Genomic DNA, 15,211 nt, shown 5'->3' on the forward strand with positions numbered 1-15,211 from the left:
GAACCCTGTGCTTATGAAAGAAAATTTAAATATATACAGAAAGCTAATTCTTGTTTTAATGGCGTTTGTCGTTTTAAGTTGTTCTGAGGATACAACAATTGAAGTTATTGACCTAAGGTGTGAATATAAAATTAACCCTTTAGGAATAGACAATACAACGCCTCGATTAAGTTGGAAATTGAAACAAGAAAACCTGGTGCGAGGGCAAAAACAAACTGCGTATCAAATGCTAGTATCAAGTAATTTAGATAATTTAAAAAGAGATGTTGGAGATGTCTGGGATTCTGGAAAAGTAACCTCTAATCAATCTGTAAACAACACTTATCAGGGTAGTGCATTACAATCTGCAAAACAGTATTTCTGGAAAGTAAAAATTTGGGATAAAGATAGTAATGCTTCAAAATGGAGCGAATCTGCTAAGTTCTCAATGGGTTTACTCAATCCATCCGATTGGAAAGGCGATTGGATTCTTAAACCTGATCAGAAAAAAACAGACCACAATTGGTATAGAAAAAATTTCGAATTAAAAGAAGAAGCCGAATCTGCATTTGTATTTGTAGGGTCGTTTGGCTATCATGAGTTATATGTAAATGGTGAAAAAATCACAGAGAATGTTATGAATCCGGTATCGTCTTATATGAAAAAACGCATTCCGTATTTGAGTTACGATATTTCAGATAAATTAAAAAAAGGCGATAACGTTATTGCCATTTGGCATGCGGCGGGTTGGTCGCGTTGGAGACGAATTCGAGAGTATCGTCTAATTCCTTTTGTTTTTAAAGCGCAAGCTGAAATTGTAGCAGGAGGAGCGCAAATTACTTTGAAAACAGATACCACTTGGAAAACTAAAAAAAGCTACAGCGAATATTATGGCGATTGGGATATCCTGCGCTTTGGAGGCGAAACTATTGATGATAGCAAACGAGAAGATGATTGGAATACTCCAGAATATGATGATAGTAATTGGATGAATGCCAGTGTTTACAATCATAAAGAACTAAATGCTAAAATACCAGAAGGAAACAACATCAGTTTTGCGCTTAATAGTAATAAAAGTAGAGAGGTTCGGGCTTTATATACTCCAATAAATGCTAAACTAAGTGCTCAAATGGTTGAGCCTCAAGTAAAATTTAAGGAGGTAAAACCTAAAGGTATTAAGAAAAATGAAGATGGCACCTATCGTATTGATATGGGAGAGAATTATACGGGATTCTTTGAAATGAATTTATACAACGGTAAAGCAGGCGATTCTATTTTGTTTGAAATTAGCGACCAAACCGCCGTAGTCATGAACTGGAAACAAAAAAGTAAATACATCTACGGTAAGTCTGGTAAAGGCAAGTTTACTAACCGATTTAATGTTGCTGGTGGCCGTTGGATTACCGTTTACGGACTAAATTACCAACCAGAATTAAAAGATATTAAAGGTTATGTTATAACCAATAACCGTAAGCAAATTAGCAAATTCGAATCTTCAAGTAAGCAACTGAATCAAATTTATCAAGTTAATTTAAACACCTACTTAGCCAATACTATGGATGGTATTTTGGTCGATTGTCCGCACCGCGAACGCCGTGGTTGGGGCGAAGTTACTGTTGCCGCTATGTATGGAGATGCTTTACCAAATTTTGAAAGTGGTGCATATATGGATCAGTATTTACAATATACTAGAGATACACAATTTCCAGACGGAAAAATACGTGCGGTAGTTAATGAAGAAGACCGTCCGTTTTTAATGTGGAAAGCCAATAACCCATTAACGGTTTGGGAAACCTACCGCATGTTGGGAGATAAAAAGGTGTTGAAGGATAATTATGAATCTATGCAAAAATGGATGACTTGGATTTTCGAAAATTCTAATTACAAAACAGGTGGTGCTATTAATGCCGGAAAACAAGGTTTGAGAGAATTCCCAGGTTTGGGCGATTGGTGTACGCCACGAGGTAACTTTTGGACCAGTAGTAACTCTCCAGAAGCCGTACATTTTAATAACAGTTTGTATGCATTTATGTTAGAAAACGCGATGCAAATTGCCGAAGTTTTAGGTAACACCGAAGATGCTAAAATTTATAAAGACAGACTAAAAGTACAACGTGAAGCTACCCATAAATTATCGTATAATCCAGAAACGGGTAAATATATAAAAGGGTATCAGGTAGATCAAGCTTTTGCTTTATTGTCGGGTGTAACGCCAGCTTCAGAAAAAGAAAAAGTAGAAGCCGTTTTAGAAGATAATGTTTTGTATAAATTTCCATATTACGATACCGGTAGTTCTGGTCAGGCACTTTATACGCGTTATTTTATTGAGTCTGGAGAGCGTATGGATTTAATTTACGAACTGCTAAGAGACAAGCACCACCCTAGTTACGGATACTTTTTAGAACAAGGTAAAACAGTATGGCCAGAACGTTGGTCGGCTGTAGGAAACAGTCAAATTCATACCTGTTATACAGGAATTGGTGGTTATTTTATCAAAGGTTTTGGAGGTATTCGTTCAAATCCAGAACAACCAGGGATGCAAAACATGCTTATTAAGCCAGCACTAGTTGGCGATTTATCGTTTGCAAATACCGAATATCAATCCATGTATGGTAATGTAGTCGTTAACTGGAAAAAAGAAGGCAAAGGAGCAATATTGTATATTGAGGTACCTGTAAATACAATGGCTACAGTGTATTTACCCGCTAAAGCAAGAGATGGCATACAAGAAAGAGGTGCTTTAGCAGAAAATGCAGAAAATATATCTTTTGTGGGCACAGAAAAAAGTAAAACTGTTGGTAATTATGTGATTTATAATGTTACCTCAGGAGTGTATGATTTTAAAGTAGATGAATTGCCGAAAACTCAATTTCCAGAGCCGTTAAACAACATAGAAAATCTGGCAAAATTAGGTAGAATGAACGCATCATCAATATTTATTCAATCAGAAAAACTGCCCGTTTTTGAAGCCTTTAGAGTCAATGATGAAGATGATGAAACACGCTGGTTAGCTACCGAAACCAAAAATCAATATTTGGAGGTAGAATGGGTAAAACCACAAACGTTTAATCAGGTTGTTGTTGATGAATATGAGAATAATATCACTTCTTATAAACTACAATATTGGAAAAATGGCGTATGGAAGGATATTGTAAAAGGAACTGAATGTGGCGTAAATAAAACGCATCAATTTAATACTATTGAATCTACAAAATTTAGAGTTTTTATTGTTGATGCAAAACAAGTACCATCGATTTCAGAACTGAAAATTTTTATGGATAAGCAATGAAAACAAATCGGCGAAATTTTATAAAAAGTATGTCCGCATTCGGGATATTGGGTGCAACATATCCATTATTATTTGCTTGTTCTGGAAAAAATAGTTCAGAATATTTAAACGAAAAAATCACAAAAATTGAATTGTTTAGATATGATATTAATATACCTCGTTATTTTTCTTGGGGAACATGGTACAACCGTCAGCATCTATTCATAAAAATATCATCAGGAGATTTTTATGGTTGGACGGAAACGCCCGCATCAAAAAATAATCCCAATTATCAGCCTACAGAATGGGTTAAATATCTAGAACAATTTAAAGGATTAACGCTGGGAGAAGCACAACAATTATTAGCAGCAGGACAAGTGCTAGGAACCAAACGCTCTTTAAAAATGTTAGAATCTTTAGATATGGCACTTTTGGATCTTTCGGGACGACTTCAAAATAAATCTGCTTTAGAACTATTAGGATTAAAAGGAACGAATCCCGTTCCTGGTTTATACTGCATATTAGATAAAGACGAAAATAAGGTAAGAGAAGAAGCAGAAAAAAGCATCGAACAGAACCTTGGTCATCATATGAAATTTAAAATGTATGGTGATGAAGTTGTAGACATGAAATTACTCAATGTTATTAGAGATGTTTTGGGAGATGAAGCTGTGGTAATTTCAGATGTAAATAAAGGCTATAAAAAGTGGCAATCATTAGAGGAATTAAAATCCATATTAAATCGTTTTAAAGCTACTGGTTTAAATGCGATAGAAGATCCTGCACATTTAAAAACAACACAATGGATACAATTGCAACAGATGGTGGGAGATTTAACTCTAATTCCAGATGCGCCCATGCGTCCCGCTTGGAAAGGTATCAACACAATGGAAAAAGGCATGGGACGCATTTATAACTTGCACCCCTCTACGATGGGAAGTTTAACCCATACCGCGAAATTGGCACATAAAGTAAAAGAAATAGGAGCTAAAGTAATGATTGGTGATGATAGTTTAGTAGGGCCAGCTTGTTCTGCGTGGCAACAAATAGCGATTGGAGTAGGCTCCACTTGGGTAGAAGCGATTGAGAAAAAAGAAGACTCTAAAATCTATTTAGAATGCTTGCAAAGCGCGGCTACTAAAAAAGAAGCCAACGGATATTATTCCTTTAAACCAGTACCGGGTTTTGGTTTAGAAATAGATATCAACCGATTAAAAAAGGTAAGTAAATTATACGTTGAAATATAGAAATTGAAAGACAAATTAAAATGATAAAAGTAGGATTATTTGGTATTGGTTTAGATACCTATTGGCCTCAATTCGAGGGCTTGTTAGAACGTTTAGAAGGATATCAAGAACAAATCGCCACTAAAATGGAAAGCTTTGGGGCTGAAGTTGTAAATGTTGGATTGGTAGATTCTCCTGTGGTTGCTAGAGAAAAAGCGGAGGTGCTAAAAAAAGAAGCCGTAGATATATTGTTTTTATATATCTCAACGTATGCTTTGTCATCAACAGTATTGCCTGTGGTTCAAAAAGTAAAATGTCCCGTTGTTATTTTAAATATACAACCTGTTGCAGCTATAGATTATGAGAGTTTTAATGCTTTAGGAGATCGTGGGAAGATGACAGGGGAGTGGTTGGCACATTGTCAAGCATGTTCCGTACCAGAGTTTGCTAATGTATTTAACCGTGCAGGGATAGACTATGAATTTGTAACCGGATATTTAGGAGAGCAAGCTGTTTGGGATGATATTCAAGATTGGATTGATGCTACAAAAGTTGCTGTTGTAATGCGAAATAACAGATTAGGTGTTTTAGGGCATTATTATGCAGGTATGTTAGATGTATATTCTGATTTAACCAAACAATCTTCAGCCTTTGGGACACATATAGAAATTGTTGAAATGTGTGAAGTGAAAAAATACAGAGATGCCGTCACACAAGCTGAGGTTGATGATAAATTAAATGAATTCAAAACCACGTTTGAAGTGATTGATGCCTGTGAAGATGAAGAATTAATTCGCGCTGCAAAAACATCCATAGCTTTAGATAAACTTGTAGAAAATCACGATTTAGGATCTTTAGCTTATTATTATGAAGGTGAAACTGCTAATGAATACGAGAATATTGTAACCTCTGTCATTGCTGGAAATACCTTGTTAACGGGTAAAAATGTACCTGTGGCAGGCGAATATGAAGTGAAAAATGCCCAAGCCATGAAAATTATGGATGCCTTTGGTGTTGGTGGTTCGTTTTCTGAATTCTATGCCATGGATTTTAATGATGATATTGTGATGCTAGGACACGATGGGCCCGCACATTTTGCCATTGCCGAAGGAAATGTACAATTGGTACCTTTACCCGTATATCACGGAAAACCAGGAAAAGGCTTGTCTATTCAAATGACGGTAAAACATGGGCCAGTAACCTTATTATCGGTTGTAGAAGGAAAAGATGATGTGTTTTTATTAGTGGCAGAAGGCGAATCTGTAGAAGGCCCAATATTACAAATAGGGAATACCAATAGCCGTTACCGTTTTTCAATAGGAGCAAGAGCCTTTATGAACGAATGGTCTAAACAAGGACCATCACACCATTGTGCTATTGGTGTAGGACATATTGCCAATAAAATTGAAAAACTAGGAAACCTTTTAAATTTACGAGTCGTTCGTATTTGTTAAAAGTGTATTAAACAACATCAAAAAACAAAAAAAATCATGCAAGCAATTTTAGGTGTATTATTTCATTCATTGGGCGGGGTTGCCGCAGGTAGTTTCTACATGCCTTATAACAAAGTAAAAGGTTGGGCTTGGGAAACCTATTGGATGGTAGGCGGTGTTATGTCCTGGTTAATCGTGCCACCAATAGCAGCTTATTTAACTGTTCCTGGTTTTGTAGACATTATCGCATCGAGTTCAAGTACCATTCTAGGTTTTACCTTTTTAATGGGACTTCTTTGGGGTGTAGGAGGTTTATCTTATGGCTTAGGTGTTCGTTATTTAGGGATGTCTTTAGGGAATTCTGTAGTCTTAGGGTTTTGTGCCGCGTTTGGCGCAGTTGTGCCATCAATTTATTATAATTTTAATCCCCAAGATGGTAAAACGTCATTTACAGATATGATATCTACCACAGGAGGGCAGGTTGTTTTACTTGGTGTTTTAGTTTGTTTGGTGGGTATTGCGCTTTCAGGTAAAGCAGGCATGATGAAAGAAAACGAGCTGTCTGAAGAGCAAAAAAAAGAAAGCGTAAGTGAGTTTAATTTACTAAAAGGATTATCAGTCGCTATTTTATCTGGGATTTTAAGTTCCTTTTTTAGCTTTGGTATAGAGGCAGGCAAACCGCTGGCAGATGCTGCTGTAGAAGCCGGGTACGATCATTTATTTGCTAACAACGTCACTTTTATAGTTATTCTTTGGGGAGGTTTAGCGACCAATTTAATTTGGACTACTATTTTAAGTATTAAAAATAAGTCTTACAGAGATTTTACTAATAAAAGCACGCCAATTCGTAAAAATATATTGTTTTCGGCATTAGCCGGAACCATTTGGTTTTTACAGTTCTTTTTCTACGGTATGGGAGAAAGTAAATTAGGAAATGGTGCAAGTTCGTGGATTTTGCATATGTCTACTATTATTTTAACAGCTAATCTTTGGGGTGTTTACCGTAAAGAATGGAAAGGTGTCGCTGCTAAAACTAAATGGACCATAACTTCAGGTATTGTGGTTATTGTATTATCTGTTGTTTTGGTAGGTCTCGGGAATTCTATTTAGAGAAAAATAAAATATAATAAAAGGTTTACAGGACATTACAGGATGTTTATTCTATTCATAAAATTTAGTTTCGAAAAATTAAAACAATAATAAATTATAGGTAATGAGAAATCTTAACTTTTTAAATAAATATTTATTTATATTTTTAGGCTTAACTTTGGTTAATAGCACCCAAGGCCAAGTAAAACTATCTACCGATTTTACAAGTGAAAGTGATAAGAAACTACCTATTCATAATGTTTGGAACGCTGCAAATAGAATAAGCCCAAGAAATGGATCTAATATTCGTCCAGGACTCAAAATGAATATTGTTAGAATGGTTGGAGGTATTAATAAAGTTGTAAACGGTATTCCTCAAAAAGATTTAGATTTCGACCCATGCTTATATGATTCCATTAATAATAGATATGTTTATAGATGGGATCCACTTATCGAACGACTTAATAAAGTTGCTAATTCACAAACCGAAATTTTACAAATTGCTTTAGATCAACCACCATGGGCTTTTCAACATGGCTATACATTTATACCTGAAGGAACAAGAGATAATATTAATTTTCGTGAAAATGAAAGAATATCTATTTATGGAAACTCTTTACCTCCTGCAGATAAACAAGCTTACCATGATTTTATAAAAGCATTAATAACAAAATTGGTTGAAACTTATGGAGAAGAAAAGGTTTTATCATGGCGATTTAGGGTAGGGTCAGAAATAGAAACACCAGATCATTGGTTTGGTACTAAACAAGATTTTATAGAGCACTATGCTAATACCGAAAGTGCAGTAAGGTCGATTTTACCCAATGCTAAAGTTGGTTTGCATACCAGAAATCCAGGGTTCTTGTATAAGAATGGTACAGAGTTAAATTATAAAGGCGAGCCTTACGCATCTTTTATTGAAGAGCTTATTGATTACAATGATGACAACAATATAAAATGTGATTTTTGGGGATTATCAGATTATATTGTGATTGGTAGTAGTAGCCTTAGGGATATGAATGGAAAATACACCAAAAATTTTGCGCCTCTTATAAATAATCCTAAATGGAACCCTGAAACATCCATAGATATTATGGAGTATAATACCGTAACTACTATGAATGGAGCCGATGGTAAAGGTACAATCGGTTGTGAAACTTCACATAGAGATATTGTAGAACTGATTTTTTCTAATACGTTTTATAAGAATAAAGACAAAGGATTAGAATTTATTTACAGATGGGGAAATAGAGCGGGCAGTGAAAATCCAGATGGTATAAAAGAATTAGATGCAATGCAAGGCTTAGTTCGATATAATACTAGTATTACTGGAAGTCCAAATACATCAACAAACGAGTTAGATGCTATTTTTGCTAAAAATAATACCGAGCATGAATATGATGTACTAATTTATAATTATAACAGTAATTCCTTAGCTTATAGGGCTAATGAGACTGTTGAAGTTTCGTTCGCAACAGATTTACCTGTGGGTTCAACATTATATTACAGAAGTAAGTCTTATGGAAAAGAGCATAACAAACTTCAGAATTTTTTAATTAACAACTTACACTATGTAATGAGTGGCTTTGATGAAAAAGGGGCGCCAGATCGAACTTTAACGGAAGACGGGTATACGGCATTTCTAAACTATGAGAATCCAAACCCTCATGAATTTACAGAATGGAAAAGTATTACTACAAATGCTCAAACCGATGGAGGTTCAGGATCTATGGTTAGTTTAAGTACAGAAATTGGATCTTTTGCTTTCGAAAAATTCGAATTTAGACCAGAATCAAATTTTGTTGAAGCTATAAAACCAGCAACTGTTGTTTGGACCACTACAGAAGATTTTTCTGCTTGGTCTGCTGTTAAAAGTGGTATGACGATAGATACCGAAAATGATAAATTAAGTGTGCCTTTTACTCCCGATGTTACTTGGCCAATGATAGCTATAACAGATTTAAATATAAAAGCTAGTCTCTACGGCACTTTAAGAGTTGTGGTTAAAAATAGTACAGATAAACCAGATCTTCAAATGGCACCAAACGCGCCAGGTACAAGTTTTGTGTCTGGAAGAAAAAAAGAAACTGTACCTAATGATAATCAATGGCATACCTTAGATTTTGATTTAACAAATTGGGGACTTTGGACAGGTACGATTTCCGAATTTAAATTTTATAATAATTATAGTTCTGGAAGTCTAGTTTTTGATAGTATAGAATTTATTCCTGTAGATCCAACCATCTACACAATAACACTTAGTAAAGAAGGGCAAGGTCTTTTAAATTATAGTAGTGGTACTGCTTTAAATGGGCAAGAATTTAGTTTAAGCGCTATAGCCAACGATGGTTGGGAGTTTGAAGGTTGGGAAGGAGATATTACTAGTACAGATAACCCTTTAGAAATTACAGTAACATCAAACATGAACATAAAGGCTCAGTTTTCTAACAGTGGATTATCCGTTGAAAAACAAAGTTTAAATAAGATAAGTGTGTTTCCTAATCCTAGCAGTAGCGGTTTGTTCAATATAAAAACGCAAGCATCTCAAAATTGGGAAGTATATACTTTAGACGGAAGAAAAGTACTATCAGGAAAAGGCAGTAAAGTAAATATAGCATCATTTTCAAAAGGTATGTATATTTTGAGAACGGGGAATTCTTTTGCTAAATTATTGTATTGAGGTAGGTACTGAAAAAAATAATTTAAAAGGTGCAAAATTAGAAACATTTGATTGTTTTTTTTAATACCTATATTCCAAACCTATTATACCTAATTATAATCCTGTAGTATTTATATTTTATTTTGTAAAATAAACAGGCTGCATTAATTTATAGGCAGCCTGTTTACTTTTTGTTTATAGAACTTCATTATAAGTTTGTTTCATTGTGTCCCAGTAAATTTCTGCTTGACCTCCTTTACAACGGTAAGCTCCAAAACGAATTTTAGCTTGCTTTCCAACTTGGTACTTAGTTTCTCCATTAATAGTTACTTTGGTGTTTGGTATTCTAAAATCTTTAGTTTTATTATCTACTATAACTTTAACCCACTGTTGGTTATCTTCCTTAAAGTAATTTTTCATAACTACTTTTTTACGGGTATTTTTTGGAATGTTTTTAATAAATACTAATTCTCTTCCGTTATCACCAGAGCCTCCACGTTTAGTAATTACTTCAGCATATAAAGCGTAATCTTTAAAAGACCCATTTTCAAACCTTTTTTTTGCTATTAATAATAGTATAGCTGGGTCATTAGAGCCAATAGTTGCATTAAAATGCGTTCCTTTTGCCTGAACAATATAGGTTCCAGTATCATCTCGCATATCTCCATTAGAATAATTGTCGCTAACAAATCCTACATCATTTATTGTAACAAATCCTTCTATTTGTACAAAACTTCCTTTTTTTCTTGTATTTACTGTTTTAGAGGCACGTTCTATTCTTGGTTGAGTAGGATCTCCTGTTTGATTTTGAGTTCCTGCAGCAATTTTATAAACACCAACAAATTTTGTAGATCCATTAGCTAGTGTTATGGTCTTTTGATGGTAGTCTGCGTAACATGTCCTATCATCAATATCTCCAGTTTTAAACACAGTTGTTTTATTAATATCGGTAGCGTTTGCTTTACCTGGTAACTCTGTGAATCTGTAAATTTTTTTACCAACTGCATTTTGCACACAAGAAGTTAAGGCTGAACTTAAGGCTGAACTTAATGATGTATATAAGGCGGGCAAAGGTTTTGTGTCATCGGTAAGAACAACTTCCTCTGTTGAACACGCAAATATTAATGTAGTTAAGGAAATTAGTATATGCTTTTTTAGATTAAGTAATTTTAATTTTTTTCTCATCGGTTTAAAATATTTTAGTTTGATTTTTGTTAAAATTATATAGTTTTTTACCAAAAGGTGTCCTGTGGTATCTTATTTTTCAGTTAATATAGCATATCTGTATTGTGTTTAGTGTATGTACTATTGAAACAAGAAATGGAAATATTATACATGTTCTTGGTCTTTAAAAAGGTAAGCCTAGAATGATATAATTTTATTGTTACATGATAGTACAGGATAATGCTTTTAAGAGGTTCTAATATCTTTCATATTTAAAAGAGAAATAAAATTAATATCAATTAATCGTTTGGTAATGATAAAAAAACAAGTCTTATTTTCAATAATTTTTTTCGCCATTTTTTGTGTGTCATGTAAGGAGGTTTCCACCTCGAAAACATCTTTGGCTTTTGAGAAATTAACAGTTAACTCCAAGGAAAATCCGTTAACCATAGAAAGTGAAAAACCGCTTTTTTCGTGGATTTTGAATGTTGAAGGATTAAACAAATCGCAATCAGCATTCCATGTTTTGGTGGCATCTTCAGAAGATAAATTAAATGAAGAAAATGCCGATTTATGGAATTCAGGAAAGGTTGTTAGCAATAAATCAGCATTTGTGAAATACCAAGGAGCAGAGTTAGAGGCGATACAAACCTATTTTTGGAAAGTTAAAATTTGGGACGAAAATGGAAACCCTACAAATTGGTCTGAAGTCCAAAAGTTTCAAATGGGTTTGCTGAGCAATAAAAACTGGGGAGCTTCAAAATGGATTACCCTAAATAAAGACACTAGAACTTCGCCATACCAATTTAGAGATTATAAAACAGGTAAGATGGAGAGCCCGCAAAAAGTTAGTGGCTTTGCGGCTAGTTATTTTAGAAATGAATTGGAAATTGATAAAAAAATAAAAAATGCTCAAGTTTATATTTGTGGATTAGGGTATTATGAGTTGTATTTAAATGGGGATAAAGTGGGCGATCATGTGTTAGATCCTGCTCCTTCTAATTACAACAAGCAGGCTTATTATGTAAATTACAACGTTACGAAAGCATTGCAATCTGGTAAAAATGCAATGGGTATTATTTTGGGGAGTGGTTTTTACGGCCAAAACATTTCTTGGAAGCGCGATCCAGAATCTGAAAAAGATTTAGCTTATGGGCCACCAACAGTAAAACTTTTATTAAAGTTAACCTTTGCCGATGGATCTAAAAAAGACTTTTATACCGATGAAAATTGGAAAGAATCTACTGGCCCCATTGTATTCAATAATATCTATGGAGGCGATACTTATGATGCACGTTATGATATAGGAAAATGGAATACAGTTGGCTATAATGATGAATCTTGGGGTAATGCCAAAGTAACTTTACCCGAAGTTAAAAACATTAATGCGCAACAAATACCTCCTATTAAGAAATTACAGGAATTCGAGCCTCAAAACGTATTTAAGGGAGCAGATGGAGAATGGATTGTAGATTTTGGACAAAATATAGCGGGCTGGGTAAAACTTAACGTTAAGGAAAAAGAAGGGCAATTAATCGAGATTACAACTACCGAAGCCTTATTAACTAACGGCAAAGATATTTTTCAAGGCTCCACAGGAGGAGGTGCAAACGGGATGGCTCAAATTTATAAATACATTTGTAAAGGCGATAGTCAAGAATCTTGGGAACCAAAATTTAGTTACCATGGATTTCGTTACGCCAAAATAAAAGGGGTGTCTACTAAGCCAGATGCTAACATGATTAAAGCTGTTTTAGTGGCTACAGATATTCAGGAAACAGGGAGTTTCAAGTCTTCTGACGATTTACTAAATAAAATGCACAGCATTAGTAAATGGACGATTGTTGATAACGTTCATGGTATTCCTGAAGATTGTCCACATCGCGAAAAATGTGGCTGGTTAGGCGATGCTCATGCTTTTTGTGAATATGCTTTGTATAATTACGATATGTACGATTTCTATAAAAAGTACATGGAAGACATTCGCACACAAATGCGCCCAACAAAAGGGCATAATAATCCAGATATAAAATATCAAGTGCCAACCATGATAGCTCCAGGAAAGCGTACATCAACCTATGCAAAAATAGATTGGGGTGTTGCTACCATGTATTTGCCATGGTATAATTATTTATACTACGGCGATGAAACTATTGTTAAGGAGTATTATGAAGATATGAGAGGTTTAACCAATTTTTATTTAGATTATAAAGGCGAAAACGGAATCATGCAAGATGGTATGGGCGATTGGTGTCCACCACGTTGGGATAGAAGGAAAAACCCAAGTGCCATGGAATGCGATCCTATAATTTCAGCTAACGCCTATTTTTATGATGTTTTAGGAATTATGGAGCGTTTTGCAAGAATGAATAATGATTCCCCTTTTGAGACGAAAATGAAAAAGGAGCAAAGCGAATTAAAAGAGGCCTTTAATAAAGAATATTTAATAGAAATTCCAGAAACTAAGCATAAATGGTACGGCAGTCAAACCGCAACGGTACAAGCCTTACAGTTTGGTATGGTACCAGAAACGGAAATAGAAACTGTGGTTAATGGGTTAGCTCACGATATTGTTACCGTAAAAGGAGGTCATCACGCTACAGGAATCCATGGTAATCGATATATCTATACGGTATTAAGCAAGTATGGTAAAGCCGATTTAGCCCATCAAATATTAACAACACCAGACTTTCCAAGTCAGGCATATGTAATGAGCAAAGGGTTTACCACATGGCCAGAACGCCAGTTCGAATGGGAGAAAATGGAAGGACCTACAAACTCATTAAACCATCCAATGCATAGCGGTTTTGCAGCCTATTTTTATGAGTCGTTAGGGGGGATAAAATCGTCCAAATCAGATCCGGGATTCAAAATGTTTACCGTTAATCCAGAATTTCCAAGTAAAATAACTAGTACTTCGGTATCTGTGCCTACACCATATGGCGATATAATTAATGATTGGTCAATAAATAATGATGTTTTAACCATGACATTAAAAGTGCCATTTAATACTAAAGCAAAACTTATTTTAGATTCAGACGAGTTGGAGTCTTTTAAAATAAACAGAGAAACCCTAAAAGAATTTCAAAAAAATCAAAAAGTAGATCAAGAGGAAAACAATGTTATTTTAGGTTCTGGCGAATTTACTATTCAGTACGCAAAAACATCAAAATAGTAGTTAAATAAAAAATAGACTAGGATTTATTTGGAGGATTAACCAAAAAATGGAGGGCTTCATTCGGAGGGTTTTAAAATTATTGAGCCCATGAATATAAATTTTTATCTAGTCGCTTATCCAAAGGTTGGGAGCTCCAAAAAAAACGTTCAATCTCAATAAACTTTGGGCCATTTTAGCTTGAATTTTTTAGCTGTAATTTACCATAATACCACAGGATACTTTTTTGGAAGCATTCAAGTAACATTGTTATATAAAAAGCACTTATGAAAAATAAAATTACGCTTATAACAATTCTATTAAGCATTTCGGGTTTGTTAGCTCAAACAGCAACATGTAATGGAACGCTACCTTTTGAAGAACAAAACGGGCTATTAACCATCGAAATGGAATCTGGAATTATTAACGATAATCGTTGGCAAATAGGCTCTGAAAATGTTGATGGTGAAGATATCACATATTTACATTGGACGGGGCCACAATCTTTCAATGCCCTTTCTAACGCACAAATTGTTTATAATATTAAAATTAATAACCCAGGAACCTATCGGTTTGCATGGCGTATGCGAGTTGGTTTAGGTACAAGTAAAGGTGAACATAACGATGCATGGCTAATGATAAACGGTGAGGATTTTTACGGTATTAAAAGTGGTGCCAAAGTATATCCTAAACCAATGTGCCAAAATGATGCAAATTTAACCTGTGCAGAAGGTAGTTCTACTCAAAACTTTATAAAAGCTTTTGGTAACAGATTAGACTGGGGGTTTGTAACCAATACAAACGATGGCGATTCTCACAGAGTATGGGTGACTTTTAATGAGGCAAAAGAATACACAATTATCGTTGATGCGAGATCGTCATACTTATTTATAGATAAAATGGTATTACATCGTAATACAGTTTCAGGTACTACAGGATTCAATTTATCAAATCCCGAATCCACTTGTTACAATGCATTATCCACTGCTAAAAATAAGTTAGAGACTATAAAAGTATATCCAAATCCCACAAAGGGCCTGATAAATTTTAATGACTTACCTGTTAATACAAACCTAAGAATATCTAATATTTTGGGAGCAACCGTGAAAACCGTTTACACGACTTCAAGAAAACAAACTTTAGATATTAGCGAACTAAAAAAGGGCATATATTTTATAACAAATAATGACCCTAATTTTAGCTTTAAAAGAAAAATTGTAAAATTATAATCATAAATTT

Annotated in this window: 8 protein-coding genes; 7 read left to right on the plus strand and 1 reads right to left on the minus strand. The window is 34.5% G+C overall.

Annotation, left to right across the window (positions count from 1 at the left end; genetic code table 11):
* The first annotated feature begins 13 nt into the window (after positions 1-13).
* From ACJJV4_RS00105 to ACJJV4_RS00125, 5 genes are all read left to right on the plus strand, one after another.
* Positions 14-3,268, plus strand: a complete 3,255-nt coding sequence (locus ACJJV4_RS00105) for a family 78 glycoside hydrolase catalytic domain (protein ID WP_405290876.1) — start codon at positions 14-16, stop codon at positions 3,266-3,268.
* 29 nt (positions 3,269-3,297) lie between these two features.
* Complete coding sequence (locus ACJJV4_RS00110; protein ID WP_405290878.1) at positions 3,298-4,494, plus strand: enolase C-terminal domain-like protein; 1,197 nt, start codon at positions 3,298-3,300, stop codon at positions 4,492-4,494.
* 20 nt (positions 4,495-4,514) lie between these two features.
* The gene (locus tag ACJJV4_RS00115; protein WP_405290880.1) at positions 4,515-5,927 is read left to right on the plus strand and encodes a hypothetical protein; all 1,413 of its coding nucleotides are present in this window, start codon (positions 4,515-4,517) and stop codon (positions 5,925-5,927) included.
* Between the two features lie 36 nt (positions 5,928-5,963).
* Positions 5,964-7,016 carry an L-rhamnose/proton symporter RhaT gene (gene rhaT / locus ACJJV4_RS00120; protein WP_405290882.1) on the plus strand — a complete coding sequence of 351 codons (1,053 nt, stop codon included), beginning with the start codon at positions 5,964-5,966 and terminating at the stop codon, positions 7,014-7,016.
* Between the two features lie 103 nt (positions 7,017-7,119).
* On the plus strand, positions 7,120-9,675 hold the full coding sequence (locus ACJJV4_RS00125) for a GH39 family glycosyl hydrolase (protein ID WP_405290884.1): 2,556 nt from the start codon (positions 7,120-7,122) through the stop codon (positions 9,673-9,675).
* A 174-nt stretch (positions 9,676-9,849) separates the two neighbouring features.
* On the opposite strand, the gene ACJJV4_RS00130 is transcribed toward ACJJV4_RS00125, so the two are convergent.
* Complete coding sequence (locus tag ACJJV4_RS00130) at positions 9,850-10,839, minus strand: hypothetical protein (protein WP_405290886.1); 990 nt, start codon at positions 10,837-10,839, stop codon at positions 9,850-9,852.
* A 292-nt stretch (positions 10,840-11,131) separates the two neighbouring features.
* Here ACJJV4_RS00130 and ACJJV4_RS00135 point away from each other — a divergent pair, with 292 nt between their 5' ends.
* Entirely contained in the window at positions 11,132-13,993 is a 2,862-nt protein-coding gene (locus tag ACJJV4_RS00135) for an alpha-L-rhamnosidase (protein WP_405290888.1), read from the plus strand.
* Between the two features lie 266 nt (positions 13,994-14,259).
* On the plus strand, positions 14,260-15,201 hold the full coding sequence (locus ACJJV4_RS00140) for a T9SS type A sorting domain-containing protein (protein ID WP_405290890.1): 942 nt from the start codon (positions 14,260-14,262) through the stop codon (positions 15,199-15,201).
* Positions 15,202-15,211: the final 10 nt, after the last annotated feature.

This window comes from Algibacter sp. Ld11, from assembly GCF_045066735.1.
Taxonomy (GTDB): Bacteria; Bacteroidota; Bacteroidia; order Flavobacteriales; family Flavobacteriaceae; genus Algibacter.

Bases quoted from the DNA above. Each gene is read 5' to 3' on its own strand.
- ACJJV4_RS00105 (WP_405290876.1), top strand. From the start codon at position 14: ATGAAAGAAAATTTAAATATATACAGAAAGCTAATTCTTGTTTTAATG.
- ACJJV4_RS00110 (WP_405290878.1), top strand. From the start codon at position 3,298: ATGTCCGCATTCGGGATATTGGGTGCAACATATCCATTATTATTTGCT.
- ACJJV4_RS00115 (WP_405290880.1), top strand. From the start codon at position 4,515: ATGATAAAAGTAGGATTATTTGGTATTGGTTTAGATACCTATTGGCCT.
- rhaT (WP_405290882.1), top strand. From the start codon at position 5,964: ATGCAAGCAATTTTAGGTGTATTATTTCATTCATTGGGCGGGGTTGCC.
- ACJJV4_RS00125 (WP_405290884.1), top strand. From the start codon at position 7,120: ATGAGAAATCTTAACTTTTTAAATAAATATTTATTTATATTTTTAGGC.
- ACJJV4_RS00130 (WP_405290886.1), bottom strand. From the start codon at position 10,839: ATGAGAAAAAAATTAAAATTACTTAATCTAAAAAAGCATATACTAATT.
- ACJJV4_RS00135 (WP_405290888.1), top strand. From the start codon at position 11,132: ATGATAAAAAAACAAGTCTTATTTTCAATAATTTTTTTCGCCATTTTT.
- ACJJV4_RS00140 (WP_405290890.1), top strand. From the start codon at position 14,260: ATGAAAAATAAAATTACGCTTATAACAATTCTATTAAGCATTTCGGGT.